The sequence below is a fragment of the Streptococcus intermedius SK54 = ATCC 27335 genome (assembly GCF_000413475.1).
In the GTDB taxonomy this organism is placed as follows: domain Bacteria; phylum Bacillota; class Bacilli; order Lactobacillales; family Streptococcaceae; genus Streptococcus; species Streptococcus intermedius.
This window is the reverse complement of record NZ_ATFK01000001.1, coordinates 318,071-343,227: the sequence shown is the minus strand read 5'-3', so window position 1 is coordinate 343,227 and position 25,157 is coordinate 318,071. Positions and strand designations below refer to the sequence as shown.

The 25,157-nt window shown below is 38.2% G+C and carries 17 protein-coding genes and 1 pseudogene; 3 read left to right on the top strand and 15 right to left on the bottom strand.

The features are described from left to right. Nucleotides 1-104 precede the first annotated feature (104 nt). A complete protein-coding gene (locus HMPREF1654_RS01655; RefSeq protein ID WP_080568630.1) occupies nt 105-2,234 on the top strand; it encodes a GH92 family glycosyl hydrolase in 2,130 nt (709 codons plus the stop codon). Between the two features lie 228 nt (nt 2,235-2,462). Here HMPREF1654_RS01655 and HMPREF1654_RS01650 read toward each other — a convergent pair whose 3' ends face one another. The 9 genes from HMPREF1654_RS01650 to HMPREF1654_RS01610 form a co-directional block, all read right to left on the bottom strand. After that, complete coding sequence (locus HMPREF1654_RS01650; protein ID WP_004234048.1) at nt 2,463-5,945, bottom strand: endo-beta-N-acetylglucosaminidase; 3,483 nt, start codon at nt 5,943-5,945, stop codon at nt 2,463-2,465. Between the two features lie 666 nt (nt 5,946-6,611). Continuing rightward, the gene (locus HMPREF1654_RS01645; RefSeq protein ID WP_004234002.1) at nt 6,612-7,700 is read right to left on the bottom strand and encodes a glycerol dehydrogenase; all 1,089 of its coding nucleotides are present in this window, start codon (nt 7,698-7,700) and stop codon (nt 6,612-6,614) included. 112 nt (nt 7,701-7,812) lie between these two features. Beyond that, nucleotides 7,813-8,481 carry a fructose-6-phosphate aldolase gene (locus HMPREF1654_RS01640; protein ID WP_004233923.1) on the bottom strand — a complete coding sequence of 223 codons (669 nt, stop codon included), beginning with the start codon at nt 8,479-8,481 and terminating at the stop codon, nt 7,813-7,815. Between the two features lie 14 nt (nt 8,482-8,495). Next, a complete protein-coding gene (locus HMPREF1654_RS01635) occupies nt 8,496-10,940 on the bottom strand; it encodes a glycyl radical protein (RefSeq protein ID WP_004233895.1) in 2,445 nt (814 codons plus the stop codon). Between the two features lie 167 nt (nt 10,941-11,107). Further along, nucleotides 11,108-12,409, bottom strand: coding sequence for a PTS sugar transporter subunit IIC (locus HMPREF1654_RS01630; protein ID WP_003073224.1), 1,302 nt, complete (start codon nt 12,407-12,409; stop codon nt 11,108-11,110). Nucleotides 12,410-12,420: 11 nt separating this feature from the next. After that, nucleotides 12,421-12,732, bottom strand: coding sequence for a PTS sugar transporter subunit IIB (locus tag HMPREF1654_RS01625; protein ID WP_003036028.1), 312 nt, complete (start codon nt 12,730-12,732; stop codon nt 12,421-12,423). Nucleotides 12,733-12,752: 20 nt separating this feature from the next. Continuing rightward, nucleotides 12,753-13,076 (bottom strand): PTS lactose/cellobiose transporter subunit IIA, encoded by a 324-nt coding sequence (locus HMPREF1654_RS01620; RefSeq protein ID WP_003036210.1) that lies wholly within the window; start codon nt 13,074-13,076, stop codon nt 12,753-12,755. 243 nt (nt 13,077-13,319) lie between these two features. Next, the gene (locus HMPREF1654_RS01615) at nt 13,320-14,282 is read right to left on the bottom strand and encodes a sugar-binding transcriptional regulator (protein ID WP_004233777.1); all 963 of its coding nucleotides are present in this window, start codon (nt 14,280-14,282) and stop codon (nt 13,320-13,322) included. An 18-nt stretch (nt 14,283-14,300) separates the two neighbouring features. Continuing rightward, nucleotides 14,301-15,044, bottom strand: coding sequence for a DeoR/GlpR family DNA-binding transcription regulator (locus tag HMPREF1654_RS01610; protein WP_003028982.1), 744 nt, complete (start codon nt 15,042-15,044; stop codon nt 14,301-14,303). Between the two features lie 132 nt (nt 15,045-15,176). Here HMPREF1654_RS01610 and HMPREF1654_RS01605 point away from each other — a divergent pair, with 132 nt between their 5' ends. Beyond that, a complete protein-coding gene (locus HMPREF1654_RS01605) occupies nt 15,177-15,953 on the top strand; it encodes a glycyl-radical enzyme activating protein (RefSeq protein ID WP_004233992.1) in 777 nt (258 codons plus the stop codon). 32 nt (nt 15,954-15,985) lie between these two features. Here the strand turns inward: HMPREF1654_RS01605 and HMPREF1654_RS01600 are convergent. From HMPREF1654_RS01600 to HMPREF1654_RS01585, 4 genes and pseudogenes are all read right to left on the bottom strand, one after another. Beyond that, a pseudogene (locus tag HMPREF1654_RS01600) lies at nt 15,986-16,435 on the bottom strand (Rrf2 family transcriptional regulator). A 58-nt stretch (nt 16,436-16,493) separates the two neighbouring features. Beyond that, the gene (locus HMPREF1654_RS01595; RefSeq protein ID WP_004233913.1) at nt 16,494-17,336 is read right to left on the bottom strand and encodes a metallophosphoesterase family protein; all 843 of its coding nucleotides are present in this window, start codon (nt 17,334-17,336) and stop codon (nt 16,494-16,496) included. 91 nt (nt 17,337-17,427) lie between these two features. Further along, entirely contained in the window at nt 17,428-20,793 is a 3,366-nt protein-coding gene (locus tag HMPREF1654_RS01590) for an ABC transporter permease (protein WP_004234010.1), read from the bottom strand. Nucleotides 20,794-20,803: 10 nt separating this feature from the next. Continuing rightward, nucleotides 20,804-21,505, bottom strand: a complete 702-nt coding sequence (locus HMPREF1654_RS01585; RefSeq protein WP_004233936.1) for an ABC transporter ATP-binding protein — start codon at nt 21,503-21,505, stop codon at nt 20,804-20,806. Between the two features lie 135 nt (nt 21,506-21,640). Here HMPREF1654_RS01585 and HMPREF1654_RS01580 point away from each other — a divergent pair, with 135 nt between their 5' ends. Continuing rightward, nucleotides 21,641-22,195: a TetR/AcrR family transcriptional regulator gene (locus HMPREF1654_RS01580; protein ID WP_004233723.1), complete on the top strand. Its 555-nt coding sequence runs from the start codon at nt 21,641-21,643 to the stop codon at nt 22,193-22,195. A 223-nt stretch (nt 22,196-22,418) separates the two neighbouring features. On the opposite strand, the gene thrS is transcribed toward HMPREF1654_RS01580, so the two are convergent. Continuing rightward, on the bottom strand, nt 22,419-24,383 hold the full coding sequence (gene thrS, locus HMPREF1654_RS01575; RefSeq protein WP_004233950.1) for a threonine--tRNA ligase: 1,965 nt from the start codon (nt 24,381-24,383) through the stop codon (nt 22,419-22,421). Continuing rightward, nucleotides 24,376-25,017: an adenylate kinase family protein gene (locus HMPREF1654_RS01570; protein ID WP_016670363.1), complete on the bottom strand. Its 642-nt coding sequence runs from the start codon at nt 25,015-25,017 to the stop codon at nt 24,376-24,378. The genes thrS and HMPREF1654_RS01570 overlap by 8 nt, the downstream gene beginning before the upstream one ends. Nucleotides 25,018-25,157: the final 140 nt, after the last annotated feature.

Here is a 25,157-nt window from a genome sequence, read left to right as displayed (position 1 = left end):
TTCATACTCGTTTACATTATCTAGTATAGGCTAAACTGTTTTTAAAATATATACACAAACTAAAGGGCTTTCGATAATATCTTTTTACAAGCAACATCTGCTTGTTGTTTCGTGTTATAATCAACTTACATAATCTATCAAAAGAGGAACTGCTTATGAAAACTGTACTTGAAAGTATTGATACTCGCTATGGGACAGAGAATACCCCTCATTATTCTAACGGCAATACACTTCCCTACACCGGTGTCCCATTTGGAATGAATTACTTTGTCCCTCAGACTAGCCATTTGAACGAAGCTTGGTATTTTAATCCCACTATTCCTATTTTTCAAGGTATTCGCCTGACTCATCAACCGAGTCCTTGGATAGGAGATTTTTCTTGGTTGCTACTTACACCAGTAACAGAAAAAGTTGAAGAGGAAGATTTACTTTACCGACAATCTTCTTATCTAGTATCTGAAGCTACATTTCAACCACATTATCTAAAGCTCTATTCTAATCGTTATCAATTAAGCACAGAAATAACACCCAGTCTCTATGGAGCCAAGCTACGTTTCACAAGTTTAGAGAATAAAAAATTAAGTCTCCTTTTCCATACTTCTGCTGAACTACATATTAAGCAACTAAATCCTCACAGCATTTTCCTAAAAATCATTGAAGAAACGAACACCACCAAAAGACCTCTGATCATGCATCTTTGTCTGCAGTTTAGTCAAGTTATCCAAAAGATTTCTCGTCTAGGAACGGATTGGTGCTTGGACTTTAACACTGAAATCCTGGAAACTACTCTAGCCACTTCCTTTATTTCATCTGATCAAGCACAATTCAACCTACCTAGTGGAACGTTTGAAGAAATAAAAGAAAGCGCTGAAACTAATTGGAAACATTATTTAAACCGCTTTGATATTGTAGAGCAAGGTGAGGCTGATCGGCATCTATTTGATCACGCTCTTTACCGCCTCTTTCTTTTTCCGCAAACTTTCTACGAAATTAACAAGCAGGGGCAAGAAATTCATCTGAATTTGAAAAAACAACACGTTGAAAGTGGAAAATTATATACCAACATTGGCTTTTGGGATAGCTTTCGTACAAACTTTCCTCTGCTCGCACTAGTGGCTCCTGAAAAGTACCACGATTTCCTAGAAGGATTTCTCCATTTCTACCATGAAAATGGATTTTTACCTAAATGGTTGGCTCCTGATGAGCGAGGCATGATGCCTGGAACCTTGATTGATGGCGTTATTGCGGATGGAGCAATAAAAGACTTAATTCCAGATTTTGAACAAGAACTTTTGCAGGCTATGATAAAAACCGCTACCATAGAAGATCCAGCTCAAATATACGGACGTCACGGTACAGAAGATTATCAAAAATTAGGATATCTGCCAGTTGATTATCACGAAAGCGTCAGTCACTCTCTCGATTATAGTTATAGTGATTTTTGTATTTCTATTCTTGCTAAAAAACTGGGATATAAAAAAGAAGCCCAAAATTACGCTCAGCAGGCATTCAATTATAAACAGTTATTCGACTCCCAAACCGGTTATATACGACCAAAAGATCGCCAAGGAAACTTCAAAGCTGCTTTTTCTCCCTACAGTTGGGGAAAAGACTATGCTGAATGCTCTGCTATTCAAAATACTGTAGGAATCCTCCACGATATAGAAGGGTTGAAAGAACTGATGGGTGGAGAGAAAATTTTTACATCCTATCTGATAAAATTATGCAATGATACCCCCCATTTTGAAATCGGAGGCTACGGATTTGAAATCCACGAGATGAGTGAGATGGCTACTGCAAGGTTTGGACAATTGGCTATTTCGAATCAGCCAAGTTTTCATATCCCTTATCTTTTTCGCTACAGTGCTCATCCTGAATATACCAGTCTCATTTTAAAAAGCATTCGCAATCAAGCTTTTCATCCTAATTTCCAAGCCTTTCCCGGAGATGAAGACAATGGCAGTCTATCAGCTTGGTATATTTGGAGTGCTTTAGGCTTATATCCCACCTGTCCTGGAAAAGCGGACTATGATCTAGGAACTCCACTCTTTAACCACTTGCGCATTTACTTACCTCAAGCAATGCATTGGTTAGATATCCGTAGCCACCATAATTATTCCCATTTCCATTTCGTCAAAGATGTACGATTGGATAAAAAACAATACACCCGTATTTCCCACCATGAACTTCTTTCCGGAAAAGAATTGGATTTCTACCATTCCTGGTTACCATAGAAAAGGTAGTTAGAACTTTTAGGAAGTCAAGAGACAAAAAACAACAGTTTGACAAGATTTAAATATAACAAACTGAGGCTGAGACAATAGTGTCTCAGCCTCTACTCATTATCTTTCTTTTTTATTTATAACAAGCTCTCACCTCATTTAACATATTACCTGACTTTTTCGCTTTGAATCGCCCTTCTTTTTCAAGTACGACAATTCAATATTTTGGTAACAATAGATTTAATATTCTTTTTTTCTGATGATTCCAAGATAAACAAATACGATTAATCCGACTCCAAATAAACTTAGATGGCTGTCAGTACTACCTGTACTTGGCAATGCTGTTTTATTTGTAGGCGACTGATTTTTAGATTTGTTGGGTTGTTGTGAATGATTCGATGCAGATGGTTTCGTTTGTGATGTAGAATCAGGATTTTCTGATTTTGTATTTTCATAAACGGCAGCATATTGACTGAAATGAGCTGTTTTAAACGTAGTTTCCGTTAAATCTTTATTTTGCGTAAAAGGAAGATTTTCCAGCTTATTGTTTGAGACATGATAAACTTTGCTAATCTTCCCCTTGCTTCTCATCAGAACAGTCACTTCACTCATAACTTGTACTTTCTCGCCTTTTGCATTATACAAAGTAATATCATACAATTGATAATTTTTTCCTTTTAGTGCTGGAGGTGTTTCAGTTGGTATCTGCGCCTTGACCTGTGTTGCACCATTTAAAGCTTTCGCAGTACCTATCACCTTGATTTGGCCATCTTTGTCTACTAATGTCATCATTTTATCAGCATCAGAAGGTTTTGTAGGATTGTCATCTTGGGGTTTATCAGGCTTTTCAGTACCTGCTCTTGGCGGAATGATAATGGCCAAACGATTGCTCAAATCCATACCGTCTGCTTGCGTACGGTAGTATAAAACTCTTGGTCTCTTTTTAAAGTCAATAGGTTTAAAAATGACATTTCCCATTTTAGTAGTTTTATGCGTTGCAATTGGCTTAGTAGCATCTTTTGAATCATATAGATTAACGGTTGTGTTTGCTGGAACGTTTTTAAAGCCAACTTGGATGCGATTATTACCTAAATCTCGGATAGCTGTATGTTGCATAGGAATGTTAGGTGTTTCTTTATTGAGACTTTCATACATTTTCCAATTGTAAATCCGAATAGCTTTCCAAGGAGTACCATTATCTGATGTAATGACATGAAGTCGCCATTCTTGCGCGGTAATAGGACGGTCAAGAGTAATGTCCGTAACATGCGCTTTATTGCCACGAATAGATTTTGCCAATTGCCACTTACCAGCCTCATCTTTATAATAAAGATCAAAATCTTTGGTATTCATAAGTCCATCATTGACTGACTCACCTCCTGCGCCTGCATGTTCTGTTACCCAACGGACAATCGTACGTGGTTGTGTCAATTTGATATCAACAGAAGCCTGACTAGCAGAACTGGACCATTTATCAGACAAGCCAGTGATTGTACCTGTCAGCATATTTTCAGGACCTTCATTTTTATTTGTTTTTCCAAGACTTGTGCCTGTTACAACAGCGCCTAAAACAACATTTGGTGCCTCAGGTTTTGGATCTGTCGTATCATCTGCTGCCAATCCCCAATTAAAGTTAATAATACTTTCTGTAGAACGAACACCATTTTTACCTACAGCAACGACTTTCAGGCGTTGACTTTCTCCTCTATCAGATATTAAACGACTGATTTTGGAAAGGTAGATATTCGTACTAGAAGATCCTGTCACTAATTTCCATTTATTGCCAATTTCCTGATACACTTCATAATAATCTGCTCCTTGAGAAGCTTTAAATGTAAGAGTTGCTTCTGCCTCACGTGCAGTTTTAATCACTTTATTTTTGATGACTACGTTACTAGGTGCAGAAGGAGCAGTGTCTGTATCAAAAATACCGAGCTGTCCCAGATTGAATTGATAGTTAGAAACAGCTTGTTCATTGCTGACAGTGAGTTTAATACCATAAATAGTTTTACCTGCTAAAAAAGATAAATCAAGCGTGTCCGTTTTCCATTTATTATCTGAGGAAAGGGTTAAGGTACGATATTCAAAAGTTTTATAATCTGATGATGTAGCAAGACCAACTTGAATTGTCGTTCCTGCACCTCCACGATAAGAAACTCTTAATTTACTTGTAGATTTTACTTCCAACTTAGTAGAGTAAAGCATAATATCTTGTTTGGTTTTTTCTGTTAGATTTCCAGTAAATTTCAGAGAATTTCCGCCATTAAAAGCTTGTTCAAAATCATAGTCAGCATTCAATTTTTGTCCCGTAGATTGAATCCACCAACGCCAAGTTGGTAAAATACCAGACACAGAACGATAATTCCAAGGACCATCTTTGGAAATCGCTCCATCTACAAACCATTTTCTGCCATGACCCGTATTAAAATAAGTATTAAAAGTCGTCCCCGTAATTGGTGTCCTATCCGCAATGAGATTACTGATACCTCGCCATTTCTGGTTTGCAGGTTGTTCGACAGTTGGATCCCCTTGAAATCCTGTCCAGAAACGATTTTCATGCCGATGGTATTCCTCGCCTGTCTTTCCGAAACTAATAATGGTATCAGGAGCAAACAACCCAAGAGAAGTCTTGAGTTTCTTGGTTAACGGATCAAGCAAGCTATTCCAGTTAACATCCGTTTTATAAGAGCCACCTTTTTGCAATTCAAGACCAGCATACACATCATAAGGATTACGACCAATTGTCTTTGCATGCTTAACAGACTCGTCAATACTGGATTTAGTCCAATTAAAATTAGCAAACAACGTATCTGCTGCAATTTTTTTGTCTGCTTCTCTTGCTTTCAGATAAAAGTCGTTTTGGTCATTTAATCCATTGATATATTCACGTTTACCATTATTGAGCATAGCATCATACCAAGAAACAGCTAAAGGATGACCAATTGAACGCGAATATTCTTTCAAATAGATTATAAAATCTCGAATTTTAGTCGGTAATCCAGGTAAATTTCCTGCCCATGTTTCTTGATTGATAAAATAACCATCATATCCATAGTATTTAGCAATTTCTGCTAGCTTTTTAGCAATAGGGAAGCTTCCATCTGAATCCTGTTTCATCGCTTCCAACAAACGTTTCTGATCCTCTGCTTTCGTAGACCAATTAAAGAATAGACTACCATAAATAGGCACTCCATTTCGATGTGCAGCATCAATCACATCTGGTGTTGGAACGAGGCCATCCCAGTAAACCATTGAATGCACATATTGCCAATAATCAAAAGCATAAGCATTAAATTCCTCATCACCAACTGACGAACGAGTAGCAGCTTTAGAATTCATATTCGATAAAGCCTGCAGCTGCGCTTCTGGATTTGCAGTTTTATTTATTAAGCTTCCCTGATAACGCGAAGCCAGAGGAACACTAGAACGATTAATATCATCATCTGGGCGAGCACCTGGCTTCCAATTTAATAGATCTTGCCAAGTAGCAAAGGTAACTTCTTTTGGACGAAGCTTGGGTACATCTTTAAAAGTCAACTCTTGCTTAGAATTTTCCACATTGCTATGCTTATTTGTCAATTTTTCTGCTATTGTCGTAAGATACTGCTGTTCAGGTATAGTTTGCTCATTATCAGCATAAGCAGAAAAGGCGCTTAAGATTGTCATCCCAGCGATGATTGCAAAAGCACCTATGGAAAATTTGAGGGAATGATTTTTTCTCATCATCTTCTCCTTTCTTAATTTGAAATAGTAGTCTCACATCACACTTCTCCCAGTGCTTTTACATTTACCTCCTACTCTATCAATTACTAGATGATGTATGATACTGAGTTCACTATTTTCTATTATCAATTTATTTAGCCAATAATTGGACGATTGACTGACAATAGTAAGATAATCCATAACATGCACTTTCGTTCCAGAAATGGAATAGACATGTGCGACTTCCCATGTCCATTTTATGCCGAGAAAGCGCTTTAATCAATGCTAAAACTTTCACTTCTTAAAATAGAGGGCAAATATCTAAAAAAAGTGTAGAAAAACATAACCACCCGTCTAACGGGTGGTTTTCACTAGGGCTATAATCCCAAATTACCAGCCAGTGCCTAAAGACGCTGGCTTTCACGTTGTTCAAGCCTCACTGCTCTTGACTCGTCACTTGCCTCTTAAAGAGGCTTTAGTATTACTTACCACTATCCCTAAAGGGAATCCTCATATTCCTTTACACTCAATTTATCCAGTATAATATCATGTTAACTCTCTCTTCAATATTCTTAGCCACTGTATTCATTATGAAAGTCATAACTGGAGGAAATCTAAAATAGGAATGTTGTCTTCTACTACACGAAAAAACAAGTCCAATCTAATCAGACTTGTTTCTTTTTATTTTTATAAGGAGTTTACATAACGATCGACTGCTAGGATAGCACCCGCAATATCAGATGCTGAAATCTTAAACGGCATCTGATGAATGGTTTCACCTTCAATAGTAGCTTGCTTACCAACCTTGAGCAAATCATCATAGCTGGCATTTTCTAAATGCATTTCTGCCAAAGTCGTAGGCATACCAATTTTCTGATAGAAACGAATATATTTTTCCAATTCCTCTTTTGGACGGTTTTCAAGAAAGAGCTGTGTTAGCGTTCCATAAGCTACTTTTTCTCCATGAGTCAGATGATGAATATCACCAGTCAGAGCTGTAAATCCATTGTGAATGGCATGAGCCGCAGCCAATCCACCACTTTCAAAACCAACACCGCTGAGAAGCGTATTAGCCTCAATGATATGCTCAAGGGCTGGTGTTACCACCTGCGCCTCACAAGCAGCCAGTGCTTGTAAACCATCTGCAAAAAGAGTTTCTTCACATTTTTGGGCAATAGCTGCGCCTGCTAAAGTCTGTCTTTGTCCTAGCATGGTCTCTCCATTTGCCTGCATAACCGCACGCGCTTCAACCCAAGTCGCTAAACCATCTGCAATTCCAGAAGCTAACAAGCGCTTTGGAGCTTGAGCAATGACCTTTGAATCTACCAGAACAAGATCTGGGTTCTTGGTGTAAAAAATATATTTCTCAAATGCTCCTTCCTCAGTATAAATTACTGAAAGAGCTGATGTTGGTGCATCTGTTGAAGCAATAGTCGGTGCAATTACGACGGAACTTCCCAATAAATCTGCAATTGCCTTAGCACTGTCAATTGTTTTTCCACCGCCAAGACCAATCACTAGATCGGCTCCATCTTTTTCAGCTAAAGCGACTACCCGATTGATTTCATTATCCGAAGCTTCACCATTAAAACTAACATGCAGCACATGAAGACCATATCGAGTTAGATAAGCCTGAAATTTCTCTCCAACAATCTGGTAGACGACATCATCACAAAGCAACACAGGGCGACTACCTAATTTGAGGATTTGACTGGCATTTTCAAAGAGGGCATTTTCACCCTGAATATAACGAGACGGACTTGCAAAAATGTTCATAAGACACCTCTTTTTCTTTAATGAAACAGCTCTAAAAGCTTTTCTAACTTCTTAACAACTTTTTAGATTTTTAGAATGCCTCAAAGCTATTGGAATAATTTTTATAACTAGTTTAAATAAATTCTTGATGGTGAATCACTGCCCAGTCGGTAGCGAAATCATCCACTGCCTTTGAGATAGACGGCATAGCAAAAGCTGATTCAAAGACATCTGCACCTGCTGTAATAGCATGGGCACCATCAGCAAAAGCCTTGTTGACTTGTCCTACATTTTTAAAGGAAGCTGCTAAAATTTTGCTAGATGAACCTTCTTTCGCAATCGCATCCGCCAATTGGCCAATAACTGCATCTGAATCAATGTTTAAATTTTCCATACGGTTATAATAAGGAGCTAAATAATCTGCACCTGCTTGAATGGCTAACAAACCTTGGAAAATAGTATAAATAGCAGTTGCCGTAATCTTGTAACCTTCTGCTTTTAAAACTTTTATAGCGGCTAAACCTTCAGGGGTTACAGGTACTTTGACAAACACATTTCCACTACACTGTTTGCGAATTTCAGCTGCATCTTTTAAAATTCCCTGATAGTCTTTGGCAACAACCTGAATATGAATGGAAGGAGCTTCCCCAATAATTTCTCTAACTTCTTGGATGCGTTTAAAGAAATCAATCTCTCCCTCTTTTTTAGCGATGGTCGGGTTAGAAGTCACTCCTGCCAAGGGGAGAACTTGCGACCATTTTTTTATTTCTTCTACATTTAATGTATCAAGCATGAATTCCATAAACTGGACCTCTTTTATAATGTGTGTTCTGTACGTCCGATAATATCATCTTGTGTTGCTTTGGAGAGTACATTGAAGAATGCCGAATATCCTGCAACACGCACAATCAAATCACGGTGTTTTTCAGGATGCTTTTGCGCATCAATCAAGGTTTCTCTAGAAACAACATTGTATTGAATATGATAACCGTGCAAACGGTTAAAGAACGTACGAAGTAAAGCAATCAATTTAATTTTATCTTCTTCCTTAGACAGGGTCTGAGGATTCACTTTTTGATTGAGCAGAACGCCCCCAACGATTTCATCTGTCGGCAATTTAGAAACAGATTTCAATACAGAAGTCGGACCATTCTTGTCCATATTGTGAGATGGAGAACAGCCTTCAGCGAGCGGTGTCCCTGCATTGCGGCCATCTGGTGTCGCCAAAGTACCACGACCTTGACCAACATTGGCTGAAATAGAAGATGTTCCTGAGTAGCGGATACCGCCAATTGGACCGCGTCCATAACGGGTATTTGGATATTTAGCGATTTCATCCACATAAATATCGTAAGCATCAGTCACCAACTTATCCGCATAATCATCATCATTACCATATTTCGGTGCATCATGGATCAACATCTCTTGAATCTCCTTGCCACGCTCACCTGCATAGTCTGTTTCAAGCGCATGCCAGAGTTCAGCTGGAGTCAGTTTGCCTTCTTCAAAGACTAGCTTCTTGATTGCTGCTAGTGAGTCTGATAGATTGGCAATACCGACTTGGAGACCAGAAATATAGTCATAGACAGCTCCCCCCTCTTTCAAATGCTTACCGCGTCCAATACAATCATCTGTCAAAGCTGAGCAGAGGATATCCGGCACTTCTCTTTCAAGAGACAGGTCGATAGAATTTTCCACGATGACACTCATACGAGTCAGGTGGCGCAAAGTCTTGTCCCAAGCCGTTTGCAGCTCAGCAAAGCTCTTCATGTCTTTAAAATGACCGAAACTTGGTGCAAAACGCTTGCCAGATGCGGGATCAATTCCATCGTTCATAGTGATGAGAAGCACTTTAGGGAAGTTCATATAGCTCATACCCGTACAACGGTAGCCCCATTTACCAGGCACGGCAGTTTCCACACAGCCGATGGCACTATAGTCGTATGCATCTTCTTCCAAAACGCCTTTTGCGATAAAGGATGGGATGATAATTTCGTCATTATTGAAAGCTGGCATACCAAAACCAAGCTTCATGACTTCAATACACTCATTCATAAAGCGAGGATCCAAACCTGCATGATAGCGAACAGTCAGATTTGGCTGAGGAAGATGAGTTTGAGCTACAGATTTCAACACAAGGTAGGAAAGCGGGTTGACTGCATCTCTTTTATCTCTCGTTTGACCCCCGATTGTCACATTTTGATAAAGGGGACTGCCCGCAGATGAGAATGTGTGAGCCTGGCTGCGCACTTTATTTATGGTAATCGTCTTAATCCACAGATTGGTTAAACGTTCCACAATACTAGCTTCTGTCTCACGACCAACTTCCAAGTCTGCCTTAACATAAGGGTACATGTACTGATCAAAGCGGCCATAAGAGAGCGAATGTCCGTTAGACTCAATCTGGAGGATACACTGGATAAACCAAACAGATTGAACAGCTTCAGCAAATGTTGATGCTGGCTCATACGGTACTTTAGAACAGATTCTAGCAATTTCTAAGAGCTCCTGACGGCGTTTAGGCTCTTCTGCTTTTTCAGCTAATTGATTAGCCAAGACGGCAAAACGCTCCGCATAAGCTTTCACAGCATCCACTACAATGAAAATTGAATCATAGAAATGATATTTATCAATACTAGCTGGATCTGTCAAATCCAAGGCCTCCTTAGCTGCCCGAGCTTTTTCTTCAAAACCTTTCAAACCATATTGAAGCAATTTTTGATAGTTGACTGCCAAATGAGCATCACCAGAGTTCATCTTTCCTTCCATTCCAAAGAAGCCAGTTTCCATATAAACCTGAACTTCTTCTGGAAGTAAAGCACCAGCTCTAGCGCGGAGATTATTGTTTTCCCAGAAAGGAGCGATGCTACGGATTTGTTCTTTAGTTTCCTCTGTAATATAGAAAACATCGCCATCGCGCTTTTCAAAAAGATCTAATTCATTGAGTACAAATTCTAAAGTATACTCTGGGAAAATAGGTGCATCTTTATTAGACGAAGCCTGATTTCCAACAATCATGGTCTCATCTTCAATATAAAGCGTCATATTTTCCAAAATTTCCTTAAGCATATAAGCACGCTTCAGAACATTTGGCTTTTCTTTATGCTCTTGATAAGCTCTTGTCGCAAGAACAGCACGTTCAGCATCAATATAAGGTTTCTTGTCCAGCACATCTTCCCGATACTTGTTCATTCGGTCCGTTAAACTACCAAAATAACTCGTTTGTATAGTCGTTTTTTCTATTTCTTTTACATTAGTCATCACAGCACAACCTTTCTTATGAAATTATTTTTATTTCTTTCGTAACTATTGTAGCATGCAAGATGCAAAAATTCAATCATTTATAATCAATTATCGAATTAAAGATTTTTTGCACATTTGTGCTCAATCAACATTAAAATAATTTCTTTACAGTGATACAATGTAGTTTATCCTTCCGCTTTCAGTTCATTACTGTAAGCAAGATTGTCTTGGAATTTAAAGAATGGGAAATAGATGAGAGTTGACATAGCTAAAATGACAACTTGGATGAGAGCACCTTGCCATCCTGCCACTAAGAAACCAGAAATAATAGCTGGTGTACTCCATGGCAAGGTCACCCCTGAAAATGGCTGCATAAAGCCAATTGCTATAGAACCATAAACAATTACAGCCGCTAAAACAGGTACAAGAATAAAAGGCAAGAACATAACGGGATTCATAACAATTGGAAACCCAAACACAACTGGTTCATTGACATTAAAGATTGCTGGAAAAGCAGCAACTTTTCCTAGTGCTTTGTATTGCTTGGACTTAGCTGCAAAGATCATAGCTACTACCAAGCCAAAAGTGATACCTGAACCAGATAAGATTAGGAAACTATCTAAGAATTGCTGAGTAACAATATGCGCCCCTTTACCAACAGATAGCTTTCCAGCAGCAAGCAAAGCTTTATTGGCATCCAGATTTGAAAGCAATAGAGCAGTCACTACACCATTGACAACAGATTGCCCATGCACACCGAACCACCATAAGAAGGAGATGAAAAAGGCGATACCAATTGCACCGTAAAGGGAACCAGTCAATCCTTGTAATGGTACTTGAATCACACCATAAATCATTTCAATAAAAGTGCCACCTTTTGTTAGCATTTTAGCAAGAATATAAACTACCATGGAAAGGAAGAATATCACAAAAGCTGGAATCATAGCCTCAAATTGCTTAGCAATCGCTTGCGGAACTTGCTCTGGCATCTTAATAACAATATGCTTTTGAATAAACATGGTATAGATACTACCGACAACCAAACCAATAATAATAGCTCCAATAATCCCCTGACCACCAAACCAAACTTTAGTGATAGCATCTGCAATAGGTTCACCTTTTGTCGGTACATAAGAAGATTTTAAAAGAATGAAGAACGAGGACACGGATAACACCCCTGCTGGCAGAGGCTCTACACCACTATTTTTAGCATAAGAATATCCTATGGAGAAACAGGAAATCAAACCCATAATCGCAAAAGTTCCTGAGTAAACCTGCATAAATGGCTCAGTCCAATTTTTCCCAAAAATACCTGCAATTGCTTGATTGAGTCCTTCAAATGGTAACTGTCCTACAATCAGAAAGATACTTCCAACAACTGTCAAGGGGAGAATTGCCAACATGCCATCCTTTAAGGCAATTATACCGCGCATATTAACAAATTTCATAATCGGCGCAATAATTTTTTGAGTATCTACTTTAGCCATAACTAAGCTCCTTATTTTTGTTCCAAAAGCCCCAAAGCGAGATTCAATACTTTTTTACCATCTAGCATGCCATAGTCCGCCATTGGAATGACCGCAATTGGAATATGGTTCTCTTCGCAAATGGCAGCTGACTTATCCAAAGTATAAGCTACTTGTGGTCCTAACAAAGCAACATCCAAGTTTGGTGCATAATCTGCTAACTTGGCCTGAGAATAAGCATCAATCTCAACCTCTAAACCAGCTTCTTTCGCAGCTATTTTCATATTATTGACCAACATTCCTGTTGAAAAACCTGCTGCACAAAACAGCCCAATTTTAATCATATCTTCATCCTCCTGATGATTTATTTTTTCACTTGTAATTCTTTTCTCAAGTCAATGATTTCCTTGATAAGATTAATTTCTGTAATACTGGTCATCAAATGATCCTGAGAGTGGACAAACAAAGCTGTGATTTCTGTCTTTGTTCCCCCCGCTTCCTGTGCCAAAAACTCGGTTTGTAGATTATGAGCTTCTAACAATGCCTGATCTGCCAATTTCAAATGCTCATCACATTTTTCAAATTCACCATTTTTTGCCAATGATAAAGCTTGGTAAATATGCTGTTTGGCATCCCCAGCATGCAAGATTAACCCCATAATGATTTGATCAGCTACAATCACTTCCATATTTAACGTTACTCCTATTTTTATTTACAAAATATATCTTTCTTTTATTTGAAAGCGTTTTATTTTTGTTTGTAACTCAAATTTATCATCTTTCTCTTATTCCGTCAATATATCACTGAACAAATTCTCTTTTTTTATATTTATCGCACATTTGTGCTTGTCGAGTAAAATAAAAAGGTCAGAATCATTATTCTTGACCTTTTGAAAATGAAATAATGGGAAAAGGAGAACTGTTATAAACTACTAATTAACTGCACTATTATCCAATTCCAACACTTTTAAAATAGTTGCTTCATCTGTAACTAAATGGTTGACATACCCAGCACGTAAAACCGCCAAAATAGCGGCAGCTTTTTGACGACCATAGGCGAAAGCCAGACTGTGAGGAACTGTTTTTAAATAATCTAAAGAAATAGCAACTGTTCGATTTTGCAACTGTTCATCAACCAATTCACCATTTTCATCAAAAAAGCGGCAACAAATTTCTCCGACAGCTCCTTCACTTTCCACTGTACGAAAATCTTCAGCCGTCAGCATATCCAACCACTGCCGATTCTTTTCATCCACTTGTCCGCCAACCCCAACAACAACAACATCTAGTTCTTGCCAACTTCTTTTTAAGTCCTCAAAATATTTAGAAGACAAAATTCCTTTTGCTAAGATCTCATCTTCTTGTATAATCGTCGCATTCATAAAGCGACAATCCCCATGGTATTTATTAGCCATACTGTAAATGAGGGTATTAACATGATAACGCGCATGAATATGGCTAGGTCCGCCAGCCAATGGAAAAAAATGCACATTACTCAAGTGTCGACTGCCCGAGTGTTCTACTAAGAGACTAAGACTCTTTCCCCATGAAAATCCAACTTTAGCATTATCATCAATCATCCCCCGAAGCATTCCTGCCGCTGATTGAGCTAACCGCTGCTCCAAATCAGAAGGTGAGTCATCCACTTGATTTGCTACGATTTCAAGTCCTTTTAACCCATACTTCTCTTTCACTACATTTTCTAAATGAAACAAACGCGTATCAAAGGCTTCAATCTCGATTTTGACAATGCCTTCCTTTTTAGCTTCAGCCAACATACGACTCACAGTTGTCCGATAAATCCCTGTCTCTGCTGCAATTTCTGCCTGACTTTTCTCCTCTACATAATAAAGATAAGCAATCTTAGCTAATAGCCTTTTTCTTTCACTTTTCATCTTATCTCCCTCTACTTATCAGACTAGAGTCAATTTGATATTGGCTGCTTTTAGGCGTTGAACCGCGGCTGTCGGAATAGCTTGATCGGTTACCACCTGCGAAACCTGTTTCAAACCAAAGCGCTTGACAGTCCCTCTTTTATCAAATTTACTCGAATCTGTTAACACAATCATTTTGTCAGATGCTTCCGACATGTATTGCACCACTTCGCTACGCATTAAATCCTTACCTGTAAAACCAAGCTCTTCATCATAGCCATCAGTCCCTACAAAAGCATGTTCTACATGGAAAAATTGAATCATTTCCTTAAGCAAAGGACCGACCGTAACTTGCGAATCGTTCTGAAATTCACCACCTAGCAAGATAATCTTGCAAGAATCTACTTTTCTCACATAGTCTGCGATAAAATAAGAATTTGTAATAATTTTCACGTTCTTCTTAGTACGACAGATTTCTTCAGCTAACAGAGCACAAGTTGAACCAGATTCAATGATAATCGTTTCATTGTCTGCAACAATTTTTGCCGCTTCTTGTGCTATCTTTCGCTTGGTATCATAATGAAAAGAAAGCCGGACATTCAAGTCATCACCACTATTTAAGACCGCATAACCATGCTCCCGATGAAGTAAGCCTTTCATTTCCAGCTTATCCAAATCTTTCCGAATCGTTACTTTAGAGACTTTTAATTTATCAGATAAAGTATTAACATCAATTTTTTCAAACTCTGAAACGAGCTTAACGATTTCATCTAAACGTTCCATTTTATTCACCTCATTCTTTATTTTAACAGAATTTAAGGAATAAATAAAATAAAAAATAGTTTCATTCGTAATTGTTTTTCTTTCGTTTGTTTGATATAATAAAAGAAAATAAGCAAGAAAAGAGTGTACATCATGAGTGCAGAAAAAGGAATCATCTTTAATATTCAACATTTTAGTATTCACGACGGACCAGGAATTCGGACAACTGTTTTTCTAAAAGGCTGTCCCTTACGCTGTCCTTGGTGTGCCAATCCAGAATCTCAAAAATTTAAACCTGAGCCCATGTTAGACGCTTCTAGCAAAAAGACTATCACCATGGGAGAGGAAAAAAGCGTTGAAGAGATTATCAAAGAAGTTCTCAAAGATAGAGAATTTTATGAAGAATCAGGTGGAGGCCTGACCTTGTCTGGTGGAGAAATTTTTGCTCAGTTTGAATTTGCTAAAGCCATTCTAAAAACTGCCAAAGCAAATGACATCCATACCGCCATTGAAACGACAGCCTTTGTAGATCATGATAAATTTGTTGATTTGCTCCAGTATGTAGATTTTATCTATACTGACTTAAAGCATTACAACACCATCAATCACCGCAAAGTCACAGGGGTCAAAAATGAACTAATTATCAAAAATATTCATTATGCCTTTTCGCAACAAAAAACCATTGTCCTACGTATTCCTGTTATCCCTAGCTTTAATGACTCTCTAGAAGATGCCGAACAATTTGCTATTTTATTTAAAAAATTATCTATTGACCAAGTACAACTCTTACCTTTTCATCAATTCGGTGAAAATAAATATAAATTACTAAACCGCCCTTATGAAATGGAAAATGTGCAAGCTCTACATCCGGAAGACCTCTATGATTATCAGCAAGTTTTTCTTGATTATAAAATCAACTGTTATTTTTAGCTCCTCTTTTTCTCCAAAAAACAATCCATTCCTCACGAAACGGATTGTTTTTTTATCTCTTCTTGAGCAGATGCCACGACATCTGCAAGACTAATTTTATTTAACTCTTCTTCCATTACCGTCTAAATTTCTGCTAATTTATCGTCTAAAACGAAATGAATATTTCTACCAATAGGACAATCTGGATTAGGATGCTCATGAAAATTAAAGAGTTTCCCCGATTTTCCTAGACTTTCTACTACTTGATACACATCCAATAAGGTCATGTCTTTTAAATCTTTCCTAATGCTAGCGCCGCCCCTCCCACGCGCTATAGAAATCAAATCCGCGCTTTTTAACTGAGATAAAATCTTGCGAATAATAACGGGATTTACTCCAATGCTAGCTGCTAGAACATCACTCGTTACTTTACGTTCCTGACATTCTAGCACTATAAGAGTCAACATGTGTGTAGCAATCGTAAAACGACTTGAAATTTGCATGTAAAGCTGCCCTCATTTTCTGATTCTCATATGAGTATACTTTATTTACATTGTAACTTCATGTATTACGTCTAAAAAACTCCTTAAGCTGCGCAACATAATCTTCTCGCTCACTGATTGCTCGAAGTAAATCATGGTTATGGGTGTGATGAATTCCATGAACGAGGCTTTCATAATACACTTCATAATAAGGCAATTTAAATGTTCTAGCCATTTCCAATTCTTTATTTACATCATAAGCCACTCGTCGAAAATCGACATCTGCTAATCCCTGTTCATCAATTTTTAAAATAGCATATTGAGCTCGCAGGTCTTTTCTCAAACAAGCATCTAGAAAAAACGGCTGACCGATAGAACCTGGATTGATAATCATCTGCCCACCTGTCGCATAGCGAAGACATTGCTGATGAATATGACCATAAATAGCAATTGCACAATTGTTACCTTCAAACAGGCGATCAAAATTTGCCTGTTCCCCAATATGGATTAATTCTCGTCCCCAATTTTTATCTGGCAAATGATGAGTCACAGCAATTTCTAAATCGCCAACTTTTGTCAAAAGTTGCAAAGGCAACTCATGCAATCGGTCTAGTTCTTCAGGTGTGACTTCTTCCAAAAGATACTGGCATAAACAAACCATATATAAATGACTAGGGCGACTGATATCTAATTTCCCATGAAGGGCATTCCAAATACTATCTTCCCAATTTCCTCGCACTTGAATACTAATCGGTAGAGCAGCTACTAAGTCAAGAATCTTCCTTCGACCCGTTCCTGGCGCTAATAAATCTCCCAAGAACCAATAATCGGTCACTTTCTGTTTCTTCGCATCTGCTAAGACAGCCTCTAATGCTGTGATATTTCCATGAATGTCTGATAATAAAGCAATTTTTTGTTTCATCGTCTCATTTTACGTGTCCTTTATAAAAATATTATAACAAACCAAGAAAAAACTTCCACTCTTAAGTTTGAGTGAAAGTTTTCTACTTTCATTAATCAACTGACTTCAATGCTTCCAACATATCCACTCGTTTTAGAATGTAATTCACCATAAACCCTAAAACGATTAAGATTAACATAATTGAAAGAATTGGAACGAGATAAACAGTTGAAGAAACGTTCGGATTAAGAAGAATGTTCTCTGGGGCAATCATCTGCAAGAGAAAACTGTGCAGCAATTTTCCTGAAAAGATACCAACAATAATCCCAATAATGGAAAGAACTATCGTTTCTCTATAGATATAAAGCGTCACTTCCTTATTATAAAAACCTAGTACTTTAATCGTTGATAGTTCTCGAATTCGTTCAACAACATTGATATTTGTCAAATTATACAAAATGACAACTGCCAGTAAAATTGATACCAAAGTTAAAATTTGCATCACGAAGCCAAGGGATTTGACAATTGTATGAATTTGCTCAATCATTGAAGTATTTTGTACAACAGCACGCACACCTGACAATTTCATAAATGCCGCAGCCATATCTTGTACATTTTTACTTGAAGAATTTTTCAATTTGATTAAATAGGCATTTGTATGAAAATCACTCTTAAATGCTGCCTTATAGTAGGCTTTATTCATAAAAATAAAGTGCCCCGCATACATCTCTGAAATAGCTATAACTTTGATTTTATAGTGTTTTCCATCATCTGATGTCAACTCAAATGTATCACCTGCTGACACATGAAGAACATCAGCTAGCTTTTGTGAAATAACTGCACCTCGTGTTGATAATTTTAAAGGTGATTTTGTTTTGCTATCATACATTTCAATGAAATGCTGAAAATCTTTTTCTGGTGTCACAAATAAGGAGAGCGTTTGCTCATCTTTGAGACCTTTGATGGTTTTCGTAAAATCTTGATGGTAAATACTTCCCTTTTGCGTAATCTTAGAACTACTCAGTAAATGATTTAAATCAGCTCGTTCTTTTTGACTGATATGATTTTTTTGTGAGATAACAGCATCATATTTGATAATGTCACCAAACTGGCGCTCTCCAATCCCTCCCATAGAAGAGGACATCCCCAAACCAGCAAATAGAAGAGCAACTGAACCTGCTACACCAAAAATTGTCATTAGCATCCTTTGCTTATATCGAAAAATATTCCGCGCGGTTACTTTTTGCGTGAAATTGAGCCGTTTCCAAATAAAGCCAACCTGCTCCAATAAAATTTTAGATCCTTTATTTGGTACTTTTGGTAATAACAATTGAGCTGGAACTTCTTTTAATTCCTTCCTAGCGATATAAAGGGCAGGTGCTACGCTACACAAAATCGAACAAAGAAGTGCTAATAAACTAATTTCCCAGTAAAAATCCAATCGTACTGGTGGGTAAGTTGTTGTTCTAAAAACCGTTTTTCCTAGAATATAAGGCAAGAAATAAGTCCCTGCTAAAATCCCAATAACTGTTCCTGACAAGCCGGAAACCAAACCATATACTACAAATTTTTTCACCACATCTTGATTCTTGTAGCCTAACGCCTTTAAAAGCCCTGCATTGATGCGTTCTTCATTTACAAAACGTGTCATTGTCGTTACTGTAACGAGAGCAGCAACCAGATAAAGAACGATTGGAAAGACATTGCCTACCGATGAGATTCCATGTGCTCGTGTGCCTGTTGTCAGATATTCTTGGGAACCTGGAAACGTTCGACGTGTATAGATGTGATAAGATGGAACAGTTAGACCTGCGAATTCATCTTTTGCTTTTTGAATATCAGCCTGTCCATTTTTAATTTTGACTTCTGCTTCTTTTTTCTCTTTGTCATATTGAGATTTTTTATCATTTAATTCTCTTTGAGCTTGAGTAATTTGGCTTTGGCCAATTGCAATTTTCTGTTTTGCTTGCTCTAATTGTACTTGTCCTGCCTGATATTCCTTTTTTTTGCTTTCTAAAACCGTCAGTCCACTTTGGTATTGGGCTTTTCCTACATTGTACTCGCTCTGTTTTTGTTTCAATGTTGTAAGGGCTGCTTGATATTGGTGATTTCCCACCTGATAAGCTTGCTCCTGCTGCTGATACTGAGCCAAAGTAGCCCGATAGATCGCTTGTTGGTTCGCTAATTCAGTCTTAGCAACATTCAATTCTGCTTCTTTCTTTGTGATTTGCGTTTGAGCCGCTACAATCTCTGCCACAGTTGATGGATCAATCCCTTGAGCCTTGAGCTGCCCAATTTTTTCTTGCAAGGCTATTTTAGCACTTGCCAATTGTGCTTGTCCTTGTTCTAATCCAGTTTGAGCTGCAGATAATTTTGCTTGGCTGCTAGTCAGTTTTTCCTTAGCTGCTGTTAATTGATTATTAGCACTGTCTAGGTGTGCCTTGTTCTGATTCAGCTGAATCCATCCTGCTGTAAGCTGATCTGCAGCTGTATTTAATTGAATTTTCGACTTATCTAATGTCTGCTCTGCTTGAGCAATTTGACTGGCTCCTTGAGCAAGCAGGCTTTCTTTTTCTAGCAATTGTTCTTGAACTTCTTGTAATTCTGCTTTCTTCTGGTCAATTGTTCTCTGTCCAGCGGTTAATTGCTTTTGTGCATCAGCCAATGTTTGCTGTGTTTTCTTGATTGTCGCTTCACCCTCTGTAATCTTTTTTTGGGCTTCGGATTTAATAGTAGATAATCGATTTTTTCCATTATCAGCCAGCATCTTCTTCAAATCATTTTGATGTATCTTTAATTTCTTTCGATAAATATCACCAAATGAATTTAGATTTGTCAAATCTTCATAAGTCACACGAGCCACTGTATAAACTGAACTCTTGAACGTTTTAGGACTAACCACTGCATACGCTGACAGGCTACCACTACCAGATGTAGACTCTCCGAGCGATATTGTTGAAGCCAATTCACTTGAATTGACAAAACCTGTCACCGTAAAGGTATGTTGCTTTAAAACAGATTTATTGCTTCCTTCCTCATTTAAAGTAATACTATCACCAATCTTGTATTTTCTCTGATAAAAGCTAGCCAAAGCAATTTGATTTTCGTTTCTAGGAAACTCTCCAGATACAAGACGAAAACGTGAAATCTTATTTGTTTGAGAGAAGACTCGAACAGATGTGGAACTATCTTCGATTACTGTATCCTTGAAATAACCATATTCCACACGGGCATGTTTTAGGGTATCCAACTCCTTTTGGTCATCTTGACTAATCCCATAATCTGAAATGACTGCTAAATCCATCAGTTTCATCTTTACGAGATAACGATGAGCTGAATTTTCAATATCTGGACTAGCTGCCTTTAAACCAACCAACGCAAAAGAGCCTAACATCATGAGACACATGATAGAAAGGAAGCGTCCTTTAGACTGGCGGAAAGAAAGCCAGATATCCTTTTTTAAAATGGATTTTTTCATCGAACTGCTCCTAATATTCTAGACTAGCAATATTTTGAGGTTGTTCATTCAAAGTAACGGATTGAATCCGTGCATCATGCATATGAATCACGCGGTCTGCAATTGGAGCTAAGGCGCCATTATGAGTCACAATAATCACTGTCACTCCTTGATTCCGAGCCATGTCCTGCAAAATCTGCAATACTTGCTTCCCAGTTTTATAATCAAGCGCACCTGTCGGCTCATCGCAAAGCAAAATTTTCGGATTTTTCGCCACCGCACGCGCAATAGAAACACGCTGTTGCTCACCACCAGATAATTGTGCTGGAAAATTGTGAAGCCGATTTCCTAAACCGACTGCTGCTAGCGCCTTTGCTGCATCCTGTGCATCTTGAACAATTTCTGAAGCCAGCTCAACATTTTCCAAAGCTGTCAAATTAGGAACTAAATTATAAAATTGAAAGACAAAACCAACATCATTTCTCCGATAGTCCGTCAACTGGTGAGCGTTGTAATATGCTATATTTTGCCCATCAATCAACACATCTCCCTCGTCATTGCTATCCATTCCACCAAGAATATTTAGAACTGTTGATTTCCCAGCTCCAGACGCTCCAAAAATGATGACCAGTTCACCCTTTTCGATATCAAAAGAGATGTCATTATTAGCAATGATTTCCGAATCTCCCATTTGATACCGTTTATAACTATGCTTCATTTCAATATAAGCCATCTTTTCTCTTCCTTTTCTTACTTCATCAAACGGCTAAATCAACAACGTGTTGATTTGTTTCTAGCAATATTATATAATGACCTTAGTTTAAAAGCAATCATCAATTATCAACAGAGTGTTCATTTAAGGAGCATCATGGTACAAAACCGACAGACAACAACCAAGCAACAGATTAGAAAAGCACTTATTCAACTGTTATTAGAAGAAAAATTTGAAACCATTTCCGTTAGCAAACTATGTAAACGGGCAGGTATTAATCGTGGAACTTTCTACCTTCATTATCTTGATAAATTCGACCTAATTGAAACACTAAAAGAAGAAATTATCGTCCAATTACGAAAAAATTTTGAAGAAACGACAAGTACACGCAACTTACTCATCACCAATCTAAATTATCTCCAACAAAACCATGACTTAATCTATGCTGTTTCTCAAAGTCATTATCTCAATTTTCGTGAGACAATCCGTGAATTTATGCTCAATATTTTAATGAATAATCAGTATAAGCTTCAAACTGAACACTTTTTAAAAGAAAATTTCACCATTTCTAAAAAATATGCGCTTGAAGTCTTTCTGTCTAGCATAGAAGGTATTATCTCACTCTGGATTTCAAGCGGTGCGAAAGAAACGCCAAAAGAAATGACGGATATGATTTTACAAACCTTTGATTACAATGCTTGGCACTTATAAAATTAAAAAAACTCTATTCTCTAGTAGGAAATGAACTGCCCTCAAAAGTTAGACATAAAAGATCTAACTTTGAGAGTGCTGTTCAAAATCCCTTATAGAATAGAGTTTTTAATAAACATCTTTGCTAGCTTCAGCTCAGAAATTGAAAAGAAGGTAAAATGAGGCGACAGACATACACTGTGGCATTTTTATAAGTAACCACAACGTCACTCCCGTCCTTCATCTACTTGTCAGCTTCGTTTCTACTATTATCTGGACATGATTTTCTAGCAATATCAGCTACAATATGATTTACAAATTCATCAATTGCTTCTGTATGCGTTTGTTTGCTGCCATAACGACGAACATTCACCGTACCATCTGCTTGCTCTTTATCTCCAACAATCAATTGATAAGGAACTTTATGAGTCTGACTTTGACGAATCTTGTATTGCATTTTTTCATTGCGTTCATCGACGTCCACACGAACACCATGATTGCGTAGTTCTTTCGCTACTTTCCAAGCGTAATCAGCATGCGCTTCATTAGAAATTGGAATGACCGTCACTTGATGAGGTGCCAGCCAAGTTGGGAACGCACCTTTGTAAGTTTCAATCAAGTAAGCAATAAAACGTTCCATCGTAGACACAATACCACGGTGAATCATGACTGGACGATGCTCTTCACCGTCTGCTCCGATATAATGGAGATCAAAACGTTCTGGTAACAAGAAATCCAATTGAATCGTGGAAAGAGTTTCTTCATTTCCAAGAGCTGTTTTTACTTGGACATCCAACTTAGGACCATAGAAAGCAGCTTCGCCTTCTGCCTCAAAGTAGTCCAAACCTAAATCATCCATTGCTCCTTTTAGCATACGTTGAGCATTTTCCCACATTTCATCATTATCAAAATATTTATGTTTGTCATTCGGATCACGATAAGACAGACGGAAACGATAGTCTGTAATATTGAAGTCTTTATAAACATCAATCATCAAATCCAACACATGTTTAAACTCTTCTTGAATTTGCTCCGGCATGACAAATAAGTGAGAATCGTTTAGGGTCATTTCACGAACACGTTGGAGTCCTGAAAGTGCACCTGATTTTTCAAAGCGATGCATCATACCAAGTTCCGCAATACGAATGGGTAACTCACGATAAGAATGAACATGATTTTTATAAACTTCGATATGGTGTGGACAATTCATCGGACGAAGAACAAATTGCTCACCATCTCCCATATCCATCGGTGGAAACATATCTTCTTGGTAATGTTCCCAGTGACCAGAAGTTTTATATAGTTCTACACTTGCAAGTGGTGGTGTATATACATGTTGGTAACCATCATTGACTTCACGGTCTGTAATATAGCGTTCTACGATACGACGAATAGTCGCACCATCTGGAAGCCAAAACGGAAGACCTTGCCCAACCTCAGGAGAAATCATGAAAAGATCAAGCTCTTTACCGAGCTTACGGTGATCACGTTCCTTGGCTTCTTCACGCATTTGAAGGTAGTTCTTCAAGTCTTTCTTGTCAAACCAAGCTGTACCATAAATCCGTTGCATCATAGCATTGTCACTGTTCCCACGCCAGTAAGCACCTGCTACATTGAGCAAATGAAAAATTTGGATACGTCCAGTTGATGGGACATGAGGTCCACGGCAGAGATCCACATATTCACCTTGACGGTAAATTGTAAGACCTCCTTCGTCTTCTGAATGCTCCTCAATCAATTCTAACTTGTAAGGATCGTTTTTGAAAATTTCTCGTGCTTCATCCTTTGTCACTTCTTCGCGGATTGACGGAAAATTTTCCTTGACAATCTTCTTCATTTCTTCTTCGATACGAGGCAGGTCTTCGTTAGAGATTTGGCCAGCTGTATTGTCCGTATCGTAGTAGAAACCGTCCTGAATAGCAGGACCAACTCCTAAGTGAATCTCTGGGAAGAGACGGCGCGCCGCTTGAGCGAACAAGTGAGCAGCAGAGTGACGCAAGATATCCAAAGCGTCTTCGTGGTCAGGTGTTACAATCTCGATTGCTCCATCTTCTGTAATGGCACGAGTGGTATCAATGAGTTTGCCGTTGAATTTACCAGCCAAGGCTTTCTTAGCAAGAGCATTGCTGATAGATTGAGCAATTTCAAAAGTTGTCACGCCAGATTCGAATTCACGCACAGCGCCATCTGGGAAAGTAATCTTAATCATATTTTTCTCCTTTAGTATCTATTCTGTTTATATTGGACAATTTTAAGAGCCGAGCAATCTCTTCCGCAGTCTGCTTTTCTGATTGACTACCATCTGTCATGAGGCTAGGATAGCCTAATTTCATCGCTTCCTTCCGAACCATTTGGGCAAAAAGAATGTCTCGCTGCATCCAGTTTTCAAAAGCTTGCTCAGGATTGGTTGTTCCCTCTAAGACATAAGGAACCCATTCTCTCTGTTTATAATGCTTTTTCTGAAAATCAGCTGTCGGAGTCAAGCATAGATAGGAAGACGCTGGCCATTCAAGCTCCTTTACCAAGTGAGGCAAAAGTCCTGCCCCCTCCACCAAGAGTGGTCTATCTTGATTTTTTATCAAGTAAGATTTTACGTAAGGAAAAATCTCTTCATAAAAGCGCCATTCTTCATCTGCCATCTCTTCTGGATTTCTCATCCAGATTTGTTCCGGATTTCTGTCCTGTCTAAGAAGGCAAATCGGCTGTGAATCTACACTTGCTTGACTCATCATCTCGTCCACCAAATCATCCAGCTTGATATGAAGCAGCTGATACTGTCTAGCGAGAAGTGAAGCAATTGTTGACTTCCCACTACAAGGCGATCCTCCAATCATATAAAGCATCATTCTTCCTCCTTCTGACAAAATAAAAACGACATCCTCAAAAGGACGTCGCAACGTGGTTCCACCTTCATTTATGTACAACAAAAACTGTTGACACCTCTGATTGGCTCTAACGTAGCCACCGTTTTATGTTTGCATAA